The following is a 20871-nucleotide window of genomic DNA, read 5'->3' on the forward strand; positions in this document are numbered from 1 at the left end:
AGTTTAGTAAGGAACGTAGAAAAAGTGCATTTTCCTTAGTGAATAATACACTCTTCTATTTCAGTTTCCCTTTTTATTTACAACCAAAAAAATACCCAAGCCTGCAACTGCTATTAGCAAAAATAACGCAATTGCAGGCATCCCTAGATCAGAGCCCCAGCTTAATTGCTTATCTCTATCTGTTGTTGCAACGTAAGCAGCAGATGCCTTGATAGAATCAGATAAACTATTTATTGAATAAACAATAACGCCTGTGAGAATGGCTTGAGCTATAAGGAAATAACCTAGTATGTCTCTCATAAACTCCCTCCCCCTTTTACTAAATTATACAGTTTTTTAGCAAGGTGGGGAGCGAAATCCTATTGAACTACTCTCCCATTAGTTAAATAAGATTCAGCTGCCTTATTGACAGCTGGATTTTAAAGCACCTTTTAGTACAAATAACCTTCAGTATTCCTAGAGAGTGTCACCCAAAATACCCGTTGACAATAGGCACCCTTACTCTTATACTTTTTGAAGAATTGAATAATAAAACCAATTTAGGACGTGGATTTTTCTAGAGCTAGCTCTATTTTCGCCACACAATTGTCAGTTGACGGTTGTGTGGCTTTTTTATGTAAAGAAAGGGGCAGAGTAAATGAAAACTTGGCATTATGTACTAATCGTTTTTCTAGGTGGATGCTGCTATGGGGTGTTGTCTACATTTGTGAAGCTTGCTTATGCAGCAAATTATTCGGTAACAGAGGTAACGGGTGCCCAATATTTATTTGGGGTCTTACTTACCTGGGTGCTAGTTATGTTTAGAAAAAAACAAAAAATTTCTTTAAAACAAACTTACAAATTACTATTATCTGGAATTCCGTTTGGTTTGACAGGTGTGTTTTATTATCAGGCGCTGCAGACACTCAATGCTTCACTAGCCATCATTTTTTTATTTCAATTTGTATGGATTGGTACGCTTTTCGAGTGGGTCTTTCATAAGAAAAAACCAACAAAAGGGAAAATCATCTCAATTGGCATTCTTATTATAGGCTCATTTCTAGCTGCGGGCTTACTTGCAAAAAATGAAGTTGCTCTCTCCTTGCATGGGTCTGCTTGGGGGCTGCTTTCGGCTTTAACGTTTACAACTTTTATATTTCTCAGCAGTTCAGTCGGAAAAGATACTCCGCCTGTCCTGAAAAGTGCTTTCCTATCTACTGGTGGTTTAATTGTCGTACTTTTAGTATATCCACCAATGTTTCTAGTTGATTTACCTGTCTTAATGGGCGTCGCCCCGTATGGTTTATTACTCGGCTTGTTTGGTGTTGCCTTACCACCACTTTTATTTTCAATTGGCATGCCCCATATAGGCCCAGGACTTGGCACGATTTTGACTGCTTCGGAGCTTCCAGTAGCTGTAACATTATCGGCACTTATATTAGCTGAATTTGTAAGCTTTTCACAATGGCTGGGAGTTGTCATCATATTAATTGGCATTGTCGCAGGCAATTTAAAACCTAAAGATCGAATAGAAGCTGTGTCTATACAATCCTAATCCATTTCGTGATTTAGAGTTCTCCTTATAATGAATACCGGGCCATGGGGACAGACCCCTTGGCCCAATTTCTAAAAGAGCCATGGGACCTGACCCCCTGGCTCCAAAAACTCAGCCTTATGACAGCCTAATATTAACTTTTATTCAAAACTATTTTCATATATATCAAAAAACTTCGATAATCCCACACCTTGTTCTTGAACATCTTTATCCCCCACAGATAATTGCCACCCATATTGTTTGTATTCTTTATAGTTACTATCACTAACGGGTTCTAGATCAAACTCCTTAGCTGCTGCTGCAAAGGCTTCCTTGTAGTCCAGCTTTGCCTGTTCTAATGCTTTTTTAGAATCTTTAAAAATCGGCATTCCTTCAGCATTAGCTCCTATCTCGTATGCCTTTTCATTACCAAAATCAATGCTTAATTTACTAACATCATAATCATCAACAACTGTTGCTAAGGATTGGTTATCACAAGAAACTAACAAGATGATTGCAAAGCTAATAAATAAGCCCCTCATATATACCTCCATTAATCATGCTACTTTGTTATAACCTTATAGAATAGACGTTTTTCGATAAAATAAGTTTCATAACTATTTTCACTATCCTTCCCCTTTTATAAAAAGAAAAAAAGCTGTTTGATTTCGCAGCTTAATAAAGGAATTTAACTCCCCTTTTCCAGGTTGTCTTGAATAAATTCCCGAAGGACACTTTCGGCATTTTTTAATGTATTTAAAGTTCCTGTTACTTTACTGCCAGGAACCTTTTTGGCAATTGGAATTCCTAAAATTGTTCTTTGGCAACTCCATATAGGAATTCTTAATTGAATCTTATGTCTTCCTAAGTGGGATTCAATTTCTATAAAAACATAAGAGATATAACCAGGCAGAAATTTATCTACACCATCTTTCAATACCTCAATGAGAATTCTTTGGTTTTTCTTTTCAAAACAAGGCTTAAACTCATTTAATAAAGATTCACAATGTACAACAAAACTGTGTTCAACAGCACTAATATAATCCCTTATTTCAATAGAAAATTGGTTTTGTTTATAACTTTGTTGTAAATCTATTAAGTTTTCCATTAATCCTCCAATCGCTATTGAGCTTATCTTCCCGGACCGCATGATCTGCAAGTAATAATCTTAATACATACTTGCTGAAGCCAGTACGGCAATGGTCCACATGATAAGTGTAAAAGATATTGTCAGCAATACTGTATTGATTGCTGTTTTTTCGCCGCTCTTCACCTTTTTCAATATAGAGACTAAATTCAAACAAAACACAATGCACAATATGGGCATCAAAAACCAGCCAACATACCATCCTGCCACAATAAGCATATTTCTCTCCCCCCAATTTTTAAGAGTGCTGACCAGTTGGTTTATTATTTCTGCTTTGATTATAATTAGCTATATATTCCTCAAAATTTCATCGATCAGCTTAAAAGTAAACTATTCCCCAATACCTTTACATGATTAATCATCTTATCTGAACCATTCAGCTTCCACTCCAAAAAGAAAACCACAGACAAACAGGCCCATTACTACTCCGATCATTGTCACTACACCAAGGATCAATTTCACGCGGGAGGCGGCTTCATTGAAATCACTGAAAACCATAATGTAAGTATAGAAACAGGGTAAAAGAAGAAATAGAATGATGAAGGTGTTTAATGAGAAGGTCAAATGAGCCACTACTCCAGATTCGTTCAATAAAAAGCCTATGAATGTAATTAACATTCCGGAACTATAATATTTTGCTAATCTGGGAAGTGATATTGAACGGTTTGTGACATATTTTCCTTGCAAGCTATTCTCACCTTTTCTTCAATAAATGAGCAGGGCAATACACCACTGTCGCTTCTTCTAATTATAATCTATTTGCATGGTTTTTCGTGGTGGACTCACACGGCTTTTTATAAAAAAAGCCGCCTCGCAGCGGCAGCTGATTGAACAGAGGGATTAAACAAATACAAGGCGTTATTCCTTCTTTAATTCGATACTTTCGGTTTCTTCATCCCATTCAACAGTCATTGTAATCACAGTATTTTGTTGGATAAAGGCACACCCACTGCACATATCTCCAAAATCCTGACTTTGCAGAACCCCGCCATTAGATAAAGTTCCCATTCCCTCGGTAATTCCAGACTCTGCTTCAATACGATATTTAATTTCTTTACCTGTAATACTTTTTAGATTACTCCCTTCATACTTTAATGTGAAGTTTTGTTCCTGTGTGTCTTCTGTCTGTATCACTCTGATTTTTCCATACCAGTTTTGACTTGCGCCCTCAAAATACAATGTCTTAGATTGGCAAGCAGTAAGAAGGATTATTGTTATAAAAAGAAAAGCAAAGAGCCTTCAAAATAATTCCCCCCTAAACCCATTTGGGATATTTTAACACAAAATTCTGTAATTGACTTATAAACTGCGCAATGAGTCTACACGTAATGCAATGGTTGTTATCCCGAAATAATCGATTCCCTCCCTGAGGCTAAAGAGACAAACAGAGACAGGTCTCCGATCCAAACAAAAAAAGAGCCAGGGGGTCTGTCCCCATGGCTTACCTCGGCTTATTTCCATTCACAAACCATAGTCAATTGATTCCCCTTTAGTTCAGCTGAGATTTTGCCGTTCATTTTTTCCATCAGGCTTTTGGCAATGGGCAGTCCGAGGCCGGTTCCTTTGCCTGTCCGGGTTTGGTCGGCTTTATAGAACCGGTCGAACATGTGGTGTACGTCCTGTTCACTCAGTTTGTCGACGGTGTTGGAAATTCTCAATACAACCGCTGCATCCCTTTCTTCAAGCCTGATGGACACATTCCCTGTTGAGTACCGAATCGCGTTGACCACTAGGTTTTCCACGACTCTTTTAACAGCAGATGCATCGGCATCGATCATGATTTCATGATCAGGAATATGGATGTCCGGCTCTATGTTTCTCTTTTTGAATTCCTCATAAAATCCTAATAAAGCGTCTGCGATCAAGTCATTGGATCTGACCCTCTCCAGCTTCATCGGGTAATCGGTTTGTTCGATGATCGACAGCTCGAAAAAATCTTCCAGGAGGGTTTTTAATCTTCCTGCACTATTTTTTATCGTTGCGATGTATTCCTTTTTCAACTCGGGGCTTAGTTCATCGGATTCCAAAAACTGAATATATCCCAGAATCGAGGTCATCGGCGTGCGGATATCATGTGAGATATGAGAGATGGCCTGTTTCAGCTCATTTTCCGTTGAGCGCTTGACTGCCTCTGCTTGTTTCGTCTGGTCAATCTGGTTATTGATTTCCTTTGCCAGCTCCTCAAAATGGCGGTCATGATAGCTGATATCGACCTTCTTGGCTGTTTTATTTTGGTTTAATTCCCGCAGCTGCCAGGCTGTCCGTTTGATTTCTTTTTTCAGCAGATAGAAACGGGTGAGGACAATGGCGAATGCAATCAGGACAATGATGAACAGATAGAGCATTGGACCTCACCCGCTTTCTGGTTACTTGATTTCTTTTCGTTTAAAAATATAGACGCCTATTCCCCAAAACAGCAGGAACGTCAGAATGGGAATCGCTACTATGAAAAACAAGTCACTGCTGTTCAAGCTGTTCACGATGCTGATGTCATAGATCAGCTTAAAAACAGAATGATTGAGTATCGGTTCAAAAAACGGCACTTTGGCTGCCAGCATTTGCAGCGGCCAGTCAGCAAAAATAAAGAATAGCAATAAAAACCCTATCGTTTTTCCGCTGTCCGTGAACAGGATCGAAAAAATAGCCATGATGGAGGCAAAGGCCGCTCCGTATAAAATAATCAGCCCTATGGTTTGAAGATAATAGGAGAGGTCAGGCATACCGTCAAATCCAAAATAGACAGCACTCGCCCCTGTCATCACAACAGGTAAAATCAAAGATATGATGACCGCTCCAATGGAAAACACGATTAACTTCGCAGAGTAGATACTCAGCCTGCTTTTTCCTGAAGATACGATGCTTTTCATCGTCCCCATGGAGTATTCACTCGTAATAAAGAAACCGGCGAGAATACTGGGGATCAGCTTCACTATATTGGCATGCGGCCCAAGAATGCTTTCCCGGTAGAAATCACTTACTGCCGGCAGGCCTGTAGCGCCATTGTCGAATTCTAGAAGAGGAAACAGCACTGCTGCAGCAAGCAGCATCCAGCTCAGGAATCGGAATGATCGATCTTTCTTTAATTTATACCACTCTGTTCTCACTAAGTTACCCATGCTGGACACCCCCGATGCGATTGGTGAAATATGTCTCCAAATCTTCTCCCATCGGCATGAACTCTTCGATGATCAAGCCTTCATCGGTTAACATTTTGGAAACTTTTCCTGGTAGATCAACAGAGGCGAACAGTTTAATTGTACCTTCAGGCATCACTTCAAAATCAGGCGCAGATAACCTGCTTTCTATGATCGTTGCCGCCTTGCTTGGATCATCTACTTTGATATGCAAGTACTGCTGGCATTTTTCTTGAAGCTCTTTCGCAGATAACTGTTCCAGCAGCTCTCCTTTATGGATGATGCCATAATGAGTGGCCAATAAATGCAGCTCGCTTAAAATATGGCTTGAAATCAAAATCGTGATGCCATATTCCCTGTTCAGTTTTTTCAGCAGTTCGCGGATTTCCACAACCCCCATAGGATCCAGCCCATTAATAGGTTCATCCAAAATCAAAAACTCAGGATCTCCGAGTAAGGCAATCGCCAGTCCGAGGCGCTGCTTCATTCCTAAAGAAAAATTCTTCGCTTTCTTTTTTCCTGTATCCTGCAAACCAACCAACTTAAGCGTTTTGTCGATGCATTCTTTGCCTGGTATGCCTTTCAAAAGGCGGTGTGCTTCCAGGTTTTCCTTGGCCGTCATCTGAGGATATAAGGCCGGCCCTTCAATAATGGTTCCGATTCTCTTTCTGGCCTCGATGATATCCGGTTCATTGTTTTTTCCAAATAACTCAAATGTCCCCGCGGTTGGATACGCAAGTCCTGTTATCACCCGGATCAGCGTGGATTTCCCTGCCCCATTCTGTCCGATGAAACCATAAATGGAGCCTTTTTTTATTTTTACACTCACTTTATCGAGCGCCATATTCTTTTGATATTTCTTCGACAGCTGGCTGGTCGTCAATACATAGTCATTCATGAAGAGTTTCCTCCTTACGTCATTATTCAACTTTGAACACTCTTATACTATAAGAAGGAAAACATAAGAAACCCTTAAGCAAATCCTTAAGAAAACCTTAAGATTTGAGCTTGTAGCCCATTCCCCAGACCGTTTCAATATACTCTTCATCACTATTTGCTTTCGCCAGCTTGCCCCTGATATTGCTCAAATGGACATTGATCGTATTTTCATCTCCGTGGTATTTTTCATTCCACACGCTCTCGAACAAATTCGCCTTGGAAAAAACCTTATGAGGGGACGACACCATCAGAAGCAATATATCATATTCCCTGGCCGTCAATTTAAGCTGAATCCCATTCACGCTCACAGTCTTAGCGTCCACATCCACAACAATATCCTTATAGGTCAATTGATTCGTTACCGGCGTACCCGACAGGTCCCGATATCTTCTCAGGCATGAATCAATCCTGGCAGAAACCTCTTCAATATCGAAAGGCTTGGTTATGTAATCATCAGCCCCGGCTCTTAACGCATGGATCTTTGACTGAGTCTCAAGCTTCGCCGAAATGATGATCACGGGGATATTGCTCTCATTCGTCACCTTTTTCAGGAGCTCTTCACCGGATAATCCAGGGAGCATCAGATCAATCAGAATCATATCCCACTTCCCGGAATCCAGGTAAATCAATGCTTCCGTTCCCGAATAAGCCGGCTTCGGCGAATAGCCGCTTTTGCTCACAATATTGCACAGCAGGCGATTAATGTCCTCATCGTCTTCGATAATCAAAATATGTACCGTATCATTCATTGTAATCATCCTTATATTTATTAACCTTATCATTTATTGAATGGCGGGGAATGTCAAGTTGGCCGAAGGCTGTGAGGAAGAAGATGTTTTGTCCCTAAGTTCCGGAAGCTCAGTGGCTTATTCTGTGGTACGCTTTTCGTCATTATATAGTAAATACTATGTCAGAGGCGGAACACTTTCCAATGAATATTATGAGATTTCCTCCCCCCTCAGGCTAAAGAGATTAAAGGAGACAAGGTCCCCAGCCCAGCCACAAAAAGAGCCAAGGGGTCTGTCCCCTTGGCTCTTACTTATGCTCTATTATCTGAATAAGATTACCACAGTTATCGTCGAAAACAGCTATTGTATTGTCACCCATCTTTGTCGGCTCCATTGTAAAATTGACACCATGCCTCAACAATCTTTCATACTCTTTTTGAACATCTGTGACTCCAAACATTGTTGCTGGAATACCTTGCTCTAGTAATTTCTTTTGATAATCTTTGGCAGCTGGATTGTCATTGGGTTCAAGTATAAGTTCAGTACCGTCTTGGTTTTCTGGAGAAACTAGCGAAATCCATCTAAATTCACCAACTGGAACGTCATGTTTTTTTACAAACCCAAGCGTTTCTGAATAAAAATTTAGTGCCTTATCTTGATCGTCTACAAATAAACTGGTAACAATGATTTTCATATATTAATCCTCCTATGGTGATATGCACAATTTAGTTGTGAATTGGCCGTACGTTCTTCAAAAATCTTATTTCTATATTGCCATTTACTGAACTATTCGAGCACATTATCTAAACTTCGTAAATTTTTGTTAATTTATTCTTATTTCTTGTATATTACTCAATCCAACCTTTCAGCAAGTCTTTAAGTGGTTCATTGTCGAACTTAAGTACTCGATATTTCCCCTTTCGTATTGATTTTAAAAGGCCTGCCTCTTCCAATACAGAGAGATGCTTAGCGATCCCTTGACGAGAAATGGAAAGATTGTGTTCCACGATAAGACGGGATGTAAGTTCATACAACGTCATCTCATTGCGTTCGGATAGTTCGTCTAATATTAGTCGCCGAGTCGAGTCAGCAAGTGCTTTGAAGGTTGCGTCTCTTTCCCATTTCATATTTCGATTATACGCAACCATCAAGTTGCGCGTCAATAGTAGGCAACCAAAAAGTTGCATGAAGTTTAGCAGCATAGCAAGCTAAAGCCATATACAAGGGTTTTATCAATCACAGAAATATCAATTATATTTCAAATAAAGTTTATTAATCCTCATCGTACCAACATTCAGAGATCGCCTTGGATGTTACTACTTATTATTACCCCATTGATACTCCATTCCTCTTTTCAGTCACTCTACTTTAAATTTCTTGGGTTATTTCTCTTAAAAACTGTTTCCTCTTCTCATCTGTTGTTAAGTTGACTCCAGAAAAATGAATCCATTTAGTGTATTCATTTTTAATTCCCAGGTCAGCTAAAGTTCGGTTAATAAAGACTCCCTGAATAGCATTTCCTCCTTCAGACTCAATATAATCTTTATCCGTTGTAGAAGTTGAAATCACAGTTGTTTTTTCTATATTTGTCAATAACCCTTTCAGAGTACCCGTTGTTTTATCCTCCAGGAAAGCGAAGCCGCTCAACATCACTTTATCAATAAATCCTTTTAAAATAGCAGGTAAGTCCCACCACCAGACAGGAAATATAAAAATCAACTCAGTTGCCTGGCTTAATTTTTTTTGATATTCCTTAACTAATTCATAAGGTGTTTCTCCTCTACTAAATTGCGCCAATTCTTCAGCTGTAAATACGGGATTAAACCCATCTTTATAAAGATCGATGACTTGAAATGTTTCTTTCTTAGCTTCTAAGTCTTTTGTGATAGAAGTTAGGATTGCATGATTATAGCTTCCTTCCCATGGATGTGCATAGATAATTGTTTTCATTTCTGTTCACATCTCCCTCATTTGGTTTATTTTGGTGTACATTCATTTTATTGTATGCTATAACCTTCTACAAGTACGGTAATTTAAGTGCGATACTAACCGAAAGGAGAGTGTTTAATGGAACAAGAATCTTATGGATTTAAAGGTGATTTGAAGAATACTGGTTTTGGATATACTTTGTCTTTAATTGGTGGAAAATACAAAATGACCGTTTTATATGCTTTATATTTAAACAATAACCCGATTCGCTATAACCAGTTGAAACGGATGCTTGGCAATATTTCTTTTAAAACATTAACCAATACACTAAAGGAACTTGAGGGCGATCAACTAATTCATCGAAAAGAATATCCTCAAGTGCCTCCAAAAGTAGAATATAGTTTATCTGAAAAGGGTTTATCACTGATTCCTGTATTAGACGCCATTTGCTATTGGGGAGAGGAACAATTGGATAAAAAAAAAGGACGTCACGAAGCTATAGATCTAGGCTGTTTAAGATTAAATACGAAACAGAAACGCTTGGATATTTAAATCCAAGCGTTTCTGTTTTAATTGCTATTTAATGGGAAGCAAAGGCTTCTTTATAATATTCTCTTAACTCAACTGCATTGTCTTTCCATTCAACTGGTTTTCCGTGGATAATCTGGCCAAGGACATCCAGACATCTGTGCCATCCTGAAGCCACATACATTGCCATTTCCTTATCATCAAAAACATGGCTGAAGATCATTTTACATCCTTCACCTTCTTCTAGCAGTGAAATTTGCACCAAATCATCCATTTCACGGAATTCGAAGATATAGGGTACTTTAAATTCAGTTATGACCGCTTCATATGTTGATCCTTCACCGTCATCAAAGGCAATCTTCCCACCTGTTCTCAGGTCCATCACTCCTGTCGCGAAAGGGTACCATTGAGAGAAGTCGCTGGGCTTCGTGATGACAGCGAAAACCTCCTCGCGGCGATAAGGGAAATAACGTTTAAATCTTAAAGCATAGCGGCCACTTGTTTCATACAGTGTGCCATATTCATTCATATTAGTCCCTCCATATATATTTTTAAAAGCTGTTAGTTTTATTCTTCGTCTAATGCTGTAACCATTGCTTCTCACTTCAATCTCCAAGCACCTTCTGCCTGCGGCGGATACTCTTACCGTTCTGAGACAACGTTCCTCCCCCTTTATTGTACTTCCTGCAAAAGAAAGTTACCTTTAGCATTATCTCGAAATTAACAAGCTTACACCTATTATCCCATAACTGAAGCTTCAACTAACCTGCCCCAAAGTACATCTAGCTTTATTACTAGCTGTCTCATTGTTGTATAGGAAAATATGTCACCTGCTTCTGTAATCTATCCCACTGAAAAGGCGCATTATCTCCTGTTAAAATTTAAAGTAACTGCTGCAAACATGCTGAATCCCTTTAGCATAAGGATCTGCCGTCATCATGTCATGCAGCCGTTTCGCTTCTTCTGTAGCATTTTTCAATAAGTACCCATGCTTTACCGCTTTCAGCATCTCTATATCATTCCCGCTGTCGCCGAACGCAAATGCATGATCAACAGAGATTCTATGCTGTTTCATTACGAAATGAACTACTGCCCTTTTACCTGTATTTTGTGGAATGAAATCCACATCAAATGCATTTTCGGGATCTCCAGCTAAAGGATTGCAGCGGTTAATATTGAAGTTTATTCCGCTATTTCGTGCCAGTTGTTTTATGATATTTAAGTCATATTTAACCCTCGCACTATCTTCTATAAAATAATAATAGTTCATTTTAAAGGATTTTTGGCCAAATTGGGTTTGTTTTCGCAGCTGTATCCCATATAGCGATCTTAGATCATTAATAAGTTCTTCAACCACTCTATGGCTGAATCCAGATTTTTTAATTCTTTTTTCCCACTCTTGATTTTGATAGAAATTTCCGCCGGAATCGATTTCCCATAATTCTGTTCCTAGATTGGAGGCAATAAAATGTGGAAGGAAGTTAATCCGGGCTGCTCTCATTTTCTTATGGATATCATCCATACTGCTGCCTGTTACCCAGCCAATTTTGATATTTTTCTTATGAAGAAGCCTTTCAAGATACTGTTCAAGTTCATATAAGTCTTTTAACTGCCAATCTTTTAGCTCATGAGGAAAATAGGTTTCATCAAAATCAAATACCATTAAGTAGTCAGGATTTCCGCTGGAATGATACACTTTTAATGTCACGTTTCATACCTCCCTGTTCTATGCTGCTTATAGGATATATGCAGGGAACGTTCCCAGGTCAATATTTTTTTAGGGGTAAATAAAATGACTACCATTATAGATATAGCTCGGCTAAGCGGCGTTTCTAAGTCCACGGTATCTCGTGTCCTCAATAACCATCCTCATGTTTCAGAAGACAGCCGAACAAGAGTGATGAAAGCAATAGAAGAATTGTCTTTTGTCCGAAACGCACGGGGGGTCCATCTCAGAACACAGTCAACAAAAACGATTGGTGTGACGATCCCGGTCCTGGATCATCCCTATTTCAGCCCGCTGGTTGGCATGATTGCAGCGAAATGCAGGGAGATCGGATATAAGATAGTGATTTTCCAAACGTTTTATTCTATGGATGAAGAAAACGAGATTTATGAGAAGTTAGCTGAAAATGAGATGGATGCGGTGATCATCACCCATACTTTATTAGGTGAGAAGGAGATAGAACAGAAGGTCAGAGATAAGATAGCATTTATTTGCAATGAACCCCTTCAATCAAGACATTTAGACGTCTTTTCACTCGATGAAAGGGATGCGGTTTATTCGGCTGCGCATTACCTGCTTAAGGAAGGACGCAGTCAACTATTATTCTGTGCAGATGAAGAAAGAACTCCCCTTCAGCAAAAAAGATGGGAAGGGTTCAAACAAGCTCACCTGGATTTAAATAAAGTATGTACTGGCCGGCAAAAGATAAGCGGGTACTCTACAATTGAAGAAGGTATACTGCTTGGCAATGAAATTTTTTCAAGTCATTGCAGCTATGATGGAGTTCTTGCAGGCAGTGACTTTTTAGCAGCAGGCTTACTATCCTCCGCTAAAAACCATGGTGTTTCTGTTCCAAAGGATTTTTCAATTATTGGTTTTGACAACCATCCAATTTGCCTGACAACTTCCCCTGAGCTTTCCAGTATTCAAAATCAGACTGATAGGATGGTCAGCGATTTGATTACCTGTTTACAGGACAGACTTGGGGGCAAAGAGCCTCCTGCTGTCAGAAAAATGTATAAAGGGGACCTCGTGATCAGGAAAACTTAATATGGAAAATTTCTCTATCTGGCAAAAAGCTTGTATAATATGATCATCATTGTATGAAAGGACTGAACTATGCCCAGATATCAATATCTTAACCCCGCATAAGAACATACTGGAGGTGAAAATATTGATTAAAGACCTTAGCACAAAAAGATTACTATTAAGAAAAATGCAAGTATCAGACTCAGAGCGATTGTTCCAAATCTGGTCCAATCCAGAGGTCACTAAGTTTATGAATATTGATAGGCTCACTGACAAAAATCAGGCCGAAGAAATGATTTTATTATTAGACAAACTATCAAAAGAAAACACTGCACACCGCTACTCAATAATTGAGTTAGAATCTAATGATATTATTGGATCCTGCGGTTTTAACATTTTAGACTTTGAAAATGCAAAAACTGAGATTGGCTACGAAATAAGTAAAGATCATTGGGGCAAGGGATATGCTCCTGAGGCTATTAATGGTTTAATACAATTTGCCTTTAACGATTTAAAACTTAATCGAATCGAAGCAAAAGTAGAACCAGAGAACGCCAACTCAATTAAGGTCCTGAAAAAGTTAAATTTCCACTTTGAAGGAACAATGAGAAAAGCGGAAAAATCCAAAGGACGATTTGTTGATCTCAACCTATTTTCTCTGCTGGCAGCAGATTAAAGAGCCAAGGGGACAGACCCCTTGGCTCTTTACCAATGTGTCTGAAGCTTATTACCATTTAAATCATAAAAGGTGAAAAAAGCATGTCCATTATCTTCTTGTATTTCATCCACCTTAACACTATGATCCTTTAAGTGCTGGTGAAATTGAGTCAGTTCTGGACTGGTAAATGCAACGCTAAAGGCAGCTTCTTTATTGAGTGTAAAATGGGCAAAGGTTTCTTCTTCAGCAGGAACTAGAATGATTAAAAAAGGTCCTTCGTTAATGTTAAAAATGGCAAATGGATCATCTGTAATGGTTAATAATTGAAGCCCTAATACATCCCTGTACCATTGTGCAGACTGGTCTAAATCTCTAACTGGGATTCTCATATAATGTACTTGGTCAATGAAAGATTTACTCATCATTTACCTCTCCTTTTTTTATGGGGTATAAGATATCAAAATCAAATGTCTGAATTTCATGAGCTGGTACGTCAAACGGATTTAATGCATCAAGGCGATTGGGTTCAAGAGAAAAAGCATCGGCATCAAGATCAATCTGATATCCTTCTTCTTTAATCCATTCCCTTAAATAATGATATCTCCGATCCATCTCTGCTCTGCTAAAACAACAGCAATCCATTTTCGCATACTTTCTTTTTGGTATGGTGAAGCAACTAAACTCTTGCGGTATATGGGTAATGTTAGTCACTTTAACTCCTACCCAGAGGTCAATTGTTCCGTCTGATTTCACCATATTTCCTTGATCATAAAAGACAATTCCTTCGTTTTCTTCCACTATAATAGAATCATTGGAAGATATCATATGGGTTAGTTTTTTCCATGCCTTACGGACTTCCTTCCCTGCCTCAAAGTTTTCCATATGCCCATTTACTTTTAAAGCCAGCATTTTAAACTCTTCAATGATAACTGTCTTAACTTCCAGTTTTCTGCTTATCTGATGCTTCTCCCGCTGGCCTATGAGAACTTGCAATGATTGAGGTGTTCGCTGTGGATGAAAATCTTCTATAGGAAAATGGTTTCTTACCGCTCTGTCACCCATACAATTCGCTCCTTTCTATAATAGGAATATAGATTCGCACACTCATGCGAGCGTTAGATGGACTTACATCAGAGGAATGATATTGAGCATACCACTGCCTGGAATCATCGAGAATATATGTTCCTCCACTTACGATCCACCGGTGAACAATTTCTAAAATACCCGCAAGTGTTCCATATGCCCTAGTTTCCATCACAGCAAATAACCCGCCGCCCAATATCTTTTGATTCATACGTTGAGTGTTAATATCTTCATGACTTAAATAATTGGTAATGCCATATTCACTCCAATGCTCCAAGTCATTTTCAGAATCATAGCTGTATGAAAAGTAAAGCTTAGCGCTAGAATAGTCTATTGGGGGATTTGATTTTAACCATTCAGATAAATTCTTATCTGCCTTCTCCTGACATGCATGTCCGTAAACCCTGCTATACCCGACCCGAAAAGGTTCTGTTTCCTCTACTGTAATCATCTCAGGCTTTAACTGGCGTTCTATCGGCAAATATAGTTTCATTCGAACAAGTTTTTCATTAAAGGTCATGTACTCTTCCAAATACGTATGTGTACCTTCATTAAACGAACTTTTAGGCAGCCACTCTGAATACATTTGATTCCATAACGAAAGAATACTGGAGTCATTAGTTGATGTTGTTACCCCTACTGCATACATTCCACCCTGAATCCTTTTAAAATACATTCCGGCTATGGAATAAACAACAGGATCTTCAATAGATATCATGATTTCATATGCATATGGTTGAGATATCTTATCGAAAGCTTCATCGTATTCTATATTTCGTCCAAGGATCCTCAATTTTTTCTGTTTTATATCAGATGCTTGAACTAGCTGTTGAACGGCCGCAAGGGCATCCTTTTCGATTCCTTCTAAACGGTCTGATCTATGTATATAACTTAATACCGCCATGTCTTTCAGCTGAATAACCTTTATGTCCGGGTATCTATCAAATAGCTCACGGCTCTCCAGATAATTAATCTTTTCGTATAAGTCAATCCGCTCAAAGCAAAAAAACATCTCTGATTCTTTATATACTTTCGGGGTAATGCCAACTATTTTCTTAAATGTCTTTGTAAAAGATGCCTGTGATTCAAAACCAATATGGATAGCTATATCAATGATCGTGCGATTAGAGTATTTTAGGTGGTCTGACGCGATGCTGATTCTTCTTCTACGCATATAATCTTTTACCGGATGCCCAGTAAGAGAATAAAACATACGGTATAGATGCGGGAGTGACATGGAGGCGATTTTTGCAACTTCTTCTAACTCTATTTTCTCTTCAATATTTTCTTCAATAAAATCTATTGCCGCTTGAACACTAACTAAATAATTCATTATTCACCACCTTTCATTCCAGGAAGATTATGTAAGAATAACTCCTTGACTGTAACTATAACAAAGATATAGATTTTACTTTTGTCCTTTTTTATCAAAAACTAATTATTTCATCAGCCTAGCATTCTCCGCTTCATGCTTTAAGTACGGCTTGTAGTTTATTGGCAGTAATTGCCTACTCCGTGTAACTGCTAGACTAAAGTGAACAGTTTTTGCTCGACAAAAATGAACACTTTTTCACCCATAATAACCTCCGTTAGGCTATGATGATTTTTAAACATCGTGCTAGCTGGAGGAATCGAAAGGTGGAAAAACTAGTTTTGTATATCAAAGTAAATCAACTAAGGGGAAGAGGCTTTAAAGTCGCAGCTATCTCTAAGAAATTAGGAATATCAAGGAACACCGTCTATAAATACTTGGAGATGTCATTTGATGAAGCAACAGATTGGGTTTCTACACTTAAGACAAGAAGCAAGAAGTTGGATCCCTATCGGGATCTCATCCTTACGTGGCTAAAAGAACATCCCGATCTTTCCTCAGCTCAAATTGAGGACTGGCTGAAGGAAAAGAACCCATCCATCACAATTGGAAGCAGCACCCTAAGAAGTTATGTAAGTGACTTGAGAGATACTTACCATATCCCAAAAGTAATTCGGACACGTGATCATGAAGCAGTAGAAGAACTTCCTATGGGTTTGCAGGCACAGGTAGACTGGGGAGAAATGAAAGTTAAAAATACGGAGAATAAAGAAGTGAAACTATACTTTATATCATTCGTTCTATCTCATTCCAGATATAAATATGTGGAGTGGCAAGACAGACCGTTTACCACAAGAGATACTATCCGTTGTCATGAAAGTGCTTTTCAGTACTTTGGAGGAATGCCGGAAGAAATGGTTTATGACCAAGACCACTTGGTTACAGTAAATGAAAATGCCGGAGATCTCATTCTTACAGGAGACTTTCAAGCTTATAAGCAGGAACGTGGTTTCAGAATTTATCTATGCAGGAAAGCAGATCCTCAAAGCAAAGGAAAGATAGAAAATGTGGTCAAGTTCATCAAAGGGAACTTTGCCAAAAGCCGAACCTTCTTCAACCTGGAGAGCTGGAATGAAAAGTGCCTTGCCTGGCTTGAAAGAACAGGCAACCAAAACGTACATAACACGACAAAAAAGAGACCGGCTGAAGTGCACGCCCTGGAAAAGCAACACTTAAGACCAGTCTCATCCCTGCTCTCTATTGAGAGCAACCTAAATAACAGTATAACAAGGACTGTCCATAAGGACAATGTAATTAAATACAAATCAAACCGATATTCCCTGCCGCTCGGAACCTTCCGGCCAAAGGGTGACAATACCGTTTATATTGAAGTAAAAGAAAATGAGTTGATCATTACGGCCACTCCGCAAGGAGACATTCTTGCCCGTCATCGATTATGTCTGGGAAAAGGAGAATTGATTAAAAACCGGAACCACGGAAGAGATCGTTCCAAAGGAATTGAAGCTTATAAAGAAACTGTTATACGTCAATTATCAAATCCTGATCAAGCAAAACAATTCATCCAAGAGGTTGGTTACCGATATCCAAGGTACATGAGAGACCATCTCCAAATCATTCAACATACGATTAACCAGTATCGGCATGTCATTGATGACGCCCTTATCCAATGCGTTAAAGAACATCTTTGGAGTGCGAATGATCTTCGTGATGTCGCTCAACACCTTCACCGATTGACAGAAAACGAATTCTTTCCTCCCCCTACATTCCAGGAAATGAAGAAGAACACCACCGTCATAAAAGCCACTGCACAAACAAGGGAACTGTCAACGTATGTAGAGATTATGGGGGGACCTAAATAATGACACGATCGGTACAGCAGCTTCAAGAATACTTCCGCCATCTTCGGATGGCGGAAACAGCAAATGAATTGCCCATATTGCTTCGAAATGCAGAAAAGCACTCGTGGACTTATCTGGAATTTTTAGAGGAAACACTATCCTTTGAACTGAAGCGCCGCGAGGAGAAAAACAGGGAAAAGAGACTGAAAAAGGCTAAGTTTCCTTATTATAAAACACTTGATGAGTTTAAGATTGCCGAACAGCAATCTCTCAGCACCCGTCAATTAGAGCAACTAAAAGAACTGACGTGGCTTGAACAGCAATACAATATGATTCTTTTGGGCCCGCCTGGTGTGGGTAAAACCCATATTGCGATTGGCCTTGGACTGGAAGCCATTCAAAACGGATATAAAGTATCCTTTTACACAATGGGAGAACTAATAAATATCCTTAAGACCCAGGATTATCTCCGTAAATCCCAGCTTCAACTTAAAGCTATAAAAGAAGCAGATCTTATCATTGTAGATGACTTAATGTATATGGCTATGGATCAACGAGAAGCTAATCTATTCTTTCATCTTATTAACGACTTGTATGAACGAAGTTCAATCATTCTTACATCAAACAAAGGGCCTGAACAATGGGGAGAGTTGATGGGAGACAAAGGAATAACAACAGCCATATTAGACCGGCTGCTTCATAAAGTTGAAGTGATTCATTTAAACGGAGAAAGTTATCGAATTAAAAATCGGAGAACAATTTTTGAGGCAAAAAGTGTTCAATCTTAATGAGCAGAAACTGTTCAAAACTACTTGACGGTTACACTCCGTAACAAGATTGCTGAATCACTCTTCAATTAACCTGTCCCATTTGTTAAATAAGATCCAGCCGCCTGAAATGGCAGCTGGATCTTAAAGTAATGCACCCGTTTGTTTAAGTACATTTTTTCACATACTTCAAATGATTTAGTTCCCACAATCATTGTGACTGCAAATTTTTCTCCATTCATCTTTTTTCACCTAGCTGGCCTTTTTGGGTTTATTTTGATTTAATACCTGCACCACAAAGAGGTATGACTATTTTTTCAGCCAATTTCTTTCCATATTTTAAATAACCGGCATAGTTGGTCGCTGATGTCACTTCAACATAAAAACCTATTTCACTAAGTTTCTCCCGTGCTTTTAGAATCTCATCTTCTTGAATCTCAATAAATGTACCATTTGTTTCCCGTACAGCTTCTAAAATTTGTTTGGAACGCGCTGGTGCAGCAATAGCTATCCCTTCCGCTAAAGTACCTCTATTCGTAACAGGTTGTGCTGATTTCTCTCCAGTTTGGTAAGCTTTCACAAGAGGCGCACAGTTCTCCGCTTGAATGGCAACGATTTTCGGTATTTTATCAATTAATCCATTTTCAAATAACTCTTTAAAGCCATAATACGCACCTAGGAGAAGCGTACCGTTTCCAACAGGAATAATTAAAGCATCAGGCGCACCATTTAATTGTTCATAAACTTCATAGGCATATGTTTTCGTTCCTTCATAAAAATAAGGATTATACACATGACTTGCGTAAAAAACTTTTTCTTCATCTACTGCTTTTTGTGCCGCAGCTGCAATGTCCTCTCGTGTACCACTGATCTCTTTAATCGTTGCTCCATGGGCTTTTATTTGAGCGATCTTTTTCGGTGAAGTTTCATCACTTAGATATATATCACAGGCAATATCACAACGTGCTGCATAAGCTGCAATGGCGGTTCCTGCATTACCGCTACTATCAGCAATTACTTTTGATACCCCTAATTCTTTTGCCTTTGTCATCAAAACGACGGCTCCTCGATCTTTAAAGGATAATGTAGGCATCATGTAATCAACTTTTACATACGTATTTGGCTCCATAGGATCTAGAACGATTAAAGGTGATTGACCTTCACCCATTGTCACGGATTCCCATGTCTTAGAATCTTTTGCGAATGGCATGGTTTCAAAATAACGCCATAATGAGTTTGGATAGTTATTCCAAGTTGCAATATCAACTTTTGGGGTATCTTTTATTATGTTTAATACTCCGCCACATTCACATTTCCATAGAGTTGGTGTAATATCATGCTTTTTGCCACAACTGTTACAAATAAATTGTCTCATCATTTATCAATCCTTTCGAATAATTTTTTATATGAATTAGACTTTTTTATACAAAATAGGTAAAAAAATATAACTAAATATATGCTATGGCATCAATTTCAATTTTGAATCCAAAATGTAATTCATTAGTTGGTACAACGGTACGAGCTGGTTTATGTCCACCGAAAAATTCCTTATAAACAGCATCTACTTTATCCCATAATTTCACATCCGGAATATATAGTGTCATACGCAAAATCTTCTCTTTTTTACTTCCAGCTGCTTCTACAATCATTTCCACATTCTTAAGTGCTTGTAATGTTTCTTCTTCGACGGTGCCAAATGTCTTTTCACAGGTTTCTGGATTAATGGCAAATTGCCCTGATACATAGACAGTGTTCTGATGAACTGTTGCTAATGCATAGTGTCCATTTGATTTTAAATTTCCTACTTCAAAGATGCTTTTCATTTATTTCTCCTTAACTTGATTTATTTTTGATTTCATCCAAATAACTATAAACTGTCACTTTGGAAATGCCTAACAAAGATGCGACCTTCTCAACCGATCCTTTCATTAAAAAAATGCCTTTTTCGTCCATAAATCTTATTAATTCAATCTTTTCATGGCGTTTCATGACTGGATGAACACTATTTTGAATGATTTGTTGAATCAATTGATCCACTATTCCTTCAACATTTTCAATATCATCATCTGATTTTGTTTCCTTCTCTTGAACTTCAACCTGTGTAGAAAGAAAAGTATTCATAAATTGTTGCATTTGATTCAGTGCTTCAACATCAAAATTTATACAGAAAGCACCAATCACTTTTTGCTTGGAATCACGTATTAATGAAGTCGAAGAACGAATAGTACGCTTATCTTCTGTTACATATGTATAACCTGCTAGATAATCTTCTTTAAAATCTTCTGATTGTAATACAGTCTTCACTAGATGATCAAATGATTGACCGATTTCTCTTCCTGTAACATGGTTATTTACTGTAAACATTACAGATGCTTGAGGGTTCGTCAAATTATGAATAACGACTTCACAGTTTGGTCCAAACATTTTTGCAGTAGATTTTGCTATAGGGATAAAACTCTCTAATACTTTCTTAATTTCTTCCATGTCTAACTACCTCATTTTTTAAATTCCTTTCAATT

Annotated in this window: 27 protein-coding genes; 6 read left to right on the forward strand and 21 right to left on the reverse strand. The window is 38.5% G+C overall.

Annotation, left to right across the window (positions count from 1 at the left end):
• Positions 1 to 60 precede the first annotated feature (60 nt).
• Entirely contained in the window at positions 61 to 300 is a 240-nt protein-coding gene (locus RBB45_RS13050; RefSeq protein ID WP_009792038.1) for a hypothetical protein, read from the reverse strand.
• Positions 301 to 637: 337 nt separating this feature from the next.
• Between RBB45_RS13050 and RBB45_RS13055 the strand changes: the two genes are divergently transcribed.
• The gene (locus RBB45_RS13055; RefSeq protein ID WP_306009718.1) at positions 638 to 1534 is read left to right on the forward strand and encodes an EamA family transporter; all 897 of its coding nucleotides are present in this window, start codon (positions 638 to 640) and stop codon (positions 1532 to 1534) included.
• Positions 1535 to 1674: 140 nt separating this feature from the next.
• Here the strand turns inward: RBB45_RS13055 and RBB45_RS13060 are convergent, their stop codons facing one another.
• The 11 genes from RBB45_RS13060 to RBB45_RS13110 all read right to left on the reverse strand — a co-directional run bounded on the left by RBB45_RS13060 (position 1675) and on the right by RBB45_RS13110 (position 9411).
• Complete coding sequence (locus RBB45_RS13060) at positions 1675 to 2055, reverse strand: hypothetical protein (protein ID WP_306009719.1); 381 nt, start codon at positions 2053 to 2055, stop codon at positions 1675 to 1677.
• 146 nt (positions 2056 to 2201) lie between these two features.
• Positions 2202 to 2621 carry a hypothetical protein gene (locus tag RBB45_RS13065; RefSeq protein ID WP_306009720.1) on the reverse strand — a complete coding sequence of 140 codons (420 nt, stop codon included), beginning with the start codon at positions 2619 to 2621 and terminating at the stop codon, positions 2202 to 2204.
• A gap of 60 nt (positions 2622 to 2681) precedes the next feature.
• Positions 2682 to 2879 (reverse strand): hypothetical protein, encoded by a 198-nt coding sequence (locus RBB45_RS13070; RefSeq protein WP_009792042.1) that lies wholly within the window; start codon positions 2877 to 2879, stop codon positions 2682 to 2684.
• A gap of 639 nt (positions 2880 to 3518) precedes the next feature.
• Positions 3519 to 3794 (reverse strand): hypothetical protein, encoded by a 276-nt coding sequence (locus tag RBB45_RS13075; protein WP_306009721.1) that lies wholly within the window; start codon positions 3792 to 3794, stop codon positions 3519 to 3521.
• Between the two features lie 317 nt (positions 3795 to 4111).
• On the reverse strand, positions 4112 to 5005 hold the full coding sequence (locus RBB45_RS13080) for a sensor histidine kinase (RefSeq protein ID WP_306009722.1): 894 nt from the start codon (positions 5003 to 5005) through the stop codon (positions 4112 to 4114).
• Between the two features lie 21 nt (positions 5006 to 5026).
• Positions 5027 to 5776 carry an ABC transporter permease gene (locus RBB45_RS13085; protein WP_306009723.1) on the reverse strand — a complete coding sequence of 250 codons (750 nt, stop codon included), beginning with the start codon at positions 5774 to 5776 and terminating at the stop codon, positions 5027 to 5029.
• Positions 5769 to 6692 carry an ABC transporter ATP-binding protein gene (locus RBB45_RS13090; RefSeq protein WP_306009724.1) on the reverse strand — a complete coding sequence of 308 codons (924 nt, stop codon included), beginning with the start codon at positions 6690 to 6692 and terminating at the stop codon, positions 5769 to 5771. The genes RBB45_RS13085 and RBB45_RS13090 overlap by 8 nt, the downstream gene beginning before the upstream one ends.
• Before the next feature lie 97 nt (positions 6693 to 6789).
• Positions 6790 to 7482: a response regulator transcription factor gene (locus RBB45_RS13095; protein WP_306009725.1), complete on the reverse strand. Its 693-nt coding sequence runs from the start codon at positions 7480 to 7482 to the stop codon at positions 6790 to 6792.
• A gap of 286 nt (positions 7483 to 7768) precedes the next feature.
• Entirely contained in the window at positions 7769 to 8155 is a 387-nt protein-coding gene (locus tag RBB45_RS13100; RefSeq protein ID WP_306009726.1) for a VOC family protein, read from the reverse strand.
• 154 nt (positions 8156 to 8309) lie between these two features.
• Positions 8310 to 8588 (reverse strand): ArsR/SmtB family transcription factor, encoded by a 279-nt coding sequence (locus RBB45_RS13105; protein ID WP_306009743.1) that lies wholly within the window; start codon positions 8586 to 8588, stop codon positions 8310 to 8312.
• A gap of 241 nt (positions 8589 to 8829) precedes the next feature.
• A complete protein-coding gene (locus tag RBB45_RS13110; RefSeq protein WP_306009727.1) occupies positions 8830 to 9411 on the reverse strand; it encodes an NAD(P)H-dependent oxidoreductase in 582 nt (193 codons plus the stop codon).
• A gap of 117 nt (positions 9412 to 9528) precedes the next feature.
• On the opposite strand from RBB45_RS13110, the gene RBB45_RS13115 reads away from it, so the two are divergent.
• Positions 9529 to 9942, forward strand: a complete 414-nt coding sequence (locus tag RBB45_RS13115; protein ID WP_306009728.1) for a winged helix-turn-helix transcriptional regulator — start codon at positions 9529 to 9531, stop codon at positions 9940 to 9942.
• Positions 9943 to 9970: 28 nt separating this feature from the next.
• Here RBB45_RS13115 and RBB45_RS13120 read toward each other — a convergent pair whose 3' ends face one another.
• Both RBB45_RS13120 and RBB45_RS13125 read right to left on the reverse strand, forming a co-directional pair.
• Positions 9971 to 10447, reverse strand: coding sequence for an SRPBCC family protein (locus tag RBB45_RS13120; RefSeq protein ID WP_306009729.1), 477 nt, complete (start codon positions 10445 to 10447; stop codon positions 9971 to 9973).
• Positions 10448 to 10792: 345 nt separating this feature from the next.
• Positions 10793 to 11626 (reverse strand): HAD-IIB family hydrolase, encoded by an 834-nt coding sequence (locus RBB45_RS13125; RefSeq protein WP_306009730.1) that lies wholly within the window; start codon positions 11624 to 11626, stop codon positions 10793 to 10795.
• An 84-nt stretch (positions 11627 to 11710) separates the two neighbouring features.
• Here RBB45_RS13125 and RBB45_RS13130 point away from each other — a divergent pair, with 84 nt between their 5' ends.
• The gene (locus RBB45_RS13130; protein ID WP_306009731.1) at positions 11711 to 12694 is read left to right on the forward strand and encodes a LacI family DNA-binding transcriptional regulator; all 984 of its coding nucleotides are present in this window, start codon (positions 11711 to 11713) and stop codon (positions 12692 to 12694) included.
• 124 nt (positions 12695 to 12818) lie between these two features.
• Entirely contained in the window at positions 12819 to 13349 is a 531-nt protein-coding gene (locus tag RBB45_RS13135) for a GNAT family N-acetyltransferase (RefSeq protein ID WP_306009732.1), read from the forward strand.
• Between the two features lie 29 nt (positions 13350 to 13378).
• Here RBB45_RS13135 and RBB45_RS13140 read toward each other — a convergent pair whose 3' ends face one another.
• The 3 genes from RBB45_RS13140 to RBB45_RS13150 are packed head-to-tail and all read right to left on the reverse strand — an operon-like array spanning position 13379 to position 15747.
• Positions 13379 to 13753, reverse strand: coding sequence for a VOC family protein (locus RBB45_RS13140; protein ID WP_306009744.1), 375 nt, complete (start codon positions 13751 to 13753; stop codon positions 13379 to 13381).
• The gene (locus RBB45_RS13145; RefSeq protein WP_306009733.1) at positions 13746 to 14393 is read right to left on the reverse strand and encodes a GyrI-like domain-containing protein; all 648 of its coding nucleotides are present in this window, start codon (positions 14391 to 14393) and stop codon (positions 13746 to 13748) included. The genes RBB45_RS13140 and RBB45_RS13145 overlap by 8 nt, the downstream gene beginning before the upstream one ends.
• Entirely contained in the window at positions 14386 to 15747 is a 1362-nt protein-coding gene (locus RBB45_RS13150) for a helix-turn-helix domain-containing protein (RefSeq protein WP_306009734.1), read from the reverse strand. Before RBB45_RS13150 ends, RBB45_RS13145 begins: the two co-directional genes overlap by 8 nt.
• Positions 15748 to 16013: 266 nt before the next feature.
• Here RBB45_RS13150 and istA point away from each other — a divergent pair, with 266 nt between their 5' ends.
• Positions 16014 to 17606: an IS21 family transposase gene (istA, locus tag RBB45_RS13155; protein WP_306009745.1), complete on the forward strand. Its 1593-nt coding sequence runs from the start codon at positions 16014 to 16016 to the stop codon at positions 17604 to 17606.
• The gene (gene istB, locus RBB45_RS13160) at positions 17606 to 18373 is read left to right on the forward strand and encodes an IS21-like element helper ATPase IstB (protein WP_306009735.1); all 768 of its coding nucleotides are present in this window, start codon (positions 17606 to 17608) and stop codon (positions 18371 to 18373) included. Before istA ends, istB begins: the two co-directional genes overlap by 1 nt.
• A gap of 68 nt (positions 18374 to 18441) precedes the next feature.
• On the opposite strand, the gene RBB45_RS13165 is transcribed toward istB, so the two are convergent.
• The 4 genes from RBB45_RS13165 to RBB45_RS13180 all read right to left on the reverse strand — a co-directional run bounded on the left by RBB45_RS13165 (position 18442) and on the right by RBB45_RS13180 (position 20836).
• On the reverse strand, positions 18442 to 18594 hold the full coding sequence (locus tag RBB45_RS13165) for a hypothetical protein (RefSeq protein ID WP_306009736.1): 153 nt from the start codon (positions 18592 to 18594) through the stop codon (positions 18442 to 18444).
• A 29-nt stretch (positions 18595 to 18623) separates the two neighbouring features.
• Positions 18624 to 19727 (reverse strand): threonine synthase, encoded by a 1104-nt coding sequence (locus tag RBB45_RS13170; protein WP_306009746.1) that lies wholly within the window; start codon positions 19725 to 19727, stop codon positions 18624 to 18626.
• A gap of 73 nt (positions 19728 to 19800) precedes the next feature.
• The gene (locus tag RBB45_RS13175; RefSeq protein WP_306009737.1) at positions 19801 to 20175 is read right to left on the reverse strand and encodes a RidA family protein; all 375 of its coding nucleotides are present in this window, start codon (positions 20173 to 20175) and stop codon (positions 19801 to 19803) included.
• Positions 20176 to 20185: 10 nt separating this feature from the next.
• On the reverse strand, positions 20186 to 20836 hold the full coding sequence (locus RBB45_RS13180) for a helix-turn-helix transcriptional regulator (protein ID WP_306009738.1): 651 nt from the start codon (positions 20834 to 20836) through the stop codon (positions 20186 to 20188).
• Positions 20837 to 20871: the final 35 nt, after the last annotated feature.

The sequence above is a fragment of the Bacillus sp. MMSF_3328 genome, from assembly GCF_030733525.1.
Lineage (GTDB): Bacteria > Bacillota > Bacilli > Bacillales > Cytobacillaceae > Bacillus_AB > Bacillus_AB infantis.

Bases quoted from the DNA above. Each gene is read 5' to 3' on its own strand.
- RBB45_RS13150 (WP_306009734.1), bottom strand. From the start codon at position 15,747: ATGAATTATTTAGTTAGTGTTCAAGCGGCAATAGATTTTATTGAAGAA.
- RBB45_RS13120 (WP_306009729.1), bottom strand. From the start codon at position 10,447: ATGAATGAATATGGCACACTGTATGAAACAAGTGGCCGCTATGCTTTA.
- RBB45_RS13050 (WP_009792038.1), bottom strand. From the start codon at position 300: ATGAGAGACATACTAGGTTATTTCCTTATAGCTCAAGCCATTCTCACA.
- RBB45_RS13070 (WP_009792042.1), bottom strand. From the start codon at position 2,879: ATGCTTATTGTGGCAGGATGGTATGTTGGCTGGTTTTTGATGCCCATA.
- RBB45_RS13110 (WP_306009727.1), bottom strand. From the start codon at position 9,411: ATGAAAACAATTATCTATGCACATCCATGGGAAGGAAGCTATAATCAT.
- RBB45_RS13165 (WP_306009736.1), bottom strand. From the start codon at position 18,594: ATGAATGGAGAAAAATTTGCAGTCACAATGATTGTGGGAACTAAATCA.
- RBB45_RS13080 (WP_306009722.1), bottom strand. From the start codon at position 5,005: ATGCTCTATCTGTTCATCATTGTCCTGATTGCATTCGCCATTGTCCTC.
- RBB45_RS13085 (WP_306009723.1), bottom strand. From the start codon at position 5,776: ATGGGTAACTTAGTGAGAACAGAGTGGTATAAATTAAAGAAAGATCGA.
- istB (WP_306009735.1), top strand. From the start codon at position 17,606: ATGACACGATCGGTACAGCAGCTTCAAGAATACTTCCGCCATCTTCGG.
- istA (WP_306009745.1), top strand. From the start codon at position 16,014: ATGATTTTTAAACATCGTGCTAGCTGGAGGAATCGAAAGGTGGAAAAA.
- RBB45_RS13180 (WP_306009738.1), bottom strand. From the start codon at position 20,836: ATGGAAGAAATTAAGAAAGTATTAGAGAGTTTTATCCCTATAGCAAAA.
- RBB45_RS13145 (WP_306009733.1), bottom strand. From the start codon at position 14,393: ATGGGTGACAGAGCGGTAAGAAACCATTTTCCTATAGAAGATTTTCAT.
- RBB45_RS13055 (WP_306009718.1), top strand. From the start codon at position 638: ATGAAAACTTGGCATTATGTACTAATCGTTTTTCTAGGTGGATGCTGC.
- RBB45_RS13175 (WP_306009737.1), bottom strand. From the start codon at position 20,175: ATGAAAAGCATCTTTGAAGTAGGAAATTTAAAATCAAATGGACACTAT.
- RBB45_RS13170 (WP_306009746.1), bottom strand. From the start codon at position 19,727: ATGAGACAATTTATTTGTAACAGTTGTGGCAAAAAGCATGATATTACA.
- RBB45_RS13090 (WP_306009724.1), bottom strand. From the start codon at position 6,692: ATGAATGACTATGTATTGACGACCAGCCAGCTGTCGAAGAAATATCAA.
- RBB45_RS13095 (WP_306009725.1), bottom strand. From the start codon at position 7,482: ATGAATGATACGGTACATATTTTGATTATCGAAGACGATGAGGACATT.
- RBB45_RS13140 (WP_306009744.1), bottom strand. From the start codon at position 13,753: ATGAGTAAATCTTTCATTGACCAAGTACATTATATGAGAATCCCAGTT.
- RBB45_RS13115 (WP_306009728.1), top strand. From the start codon at position 9,529: ATGGAACAAGAATCTTATGGATTTAAAGGTGATTTGAAGAATACTGGT.
- RBB45_RS13060 (WP_306009719.1), bottom strand. From the start codon at position 2,055: ATGAGGGGCTTATTTATTAGCTTTGCAATCATCTTGTTAGTTTCTTGT.
- RBB45_RS13130 (WP_306009731.1), top strand. From the start codon at position 11,711: ATGACTACCATTATAGATATAGCTCGGCTAAGCGGCGTTTCTAAGTCC.
- RBB45_RS13105 (WP_306009743.1), bottom strand. From the start codon at position 8,588: ATGAAATGGGAAAGAGACGCAACCTTCAAAGCACTTGCTGACTCGACT.
- RBB45_RS13100 (WP_306009726.1), bottom strand. From the start codon at position 8,155: ATGAAAATCATTGTTACCAGTTTATTTGTAGACGATCAAGATAAGGCA.
- RBB45_RS13065 (WP_306009720.1), bottom strand. From the start codon at position 2,621: ATGGAAAACTTAATAGATTTACAACAAAGTTATAAACAAAACCAATTT.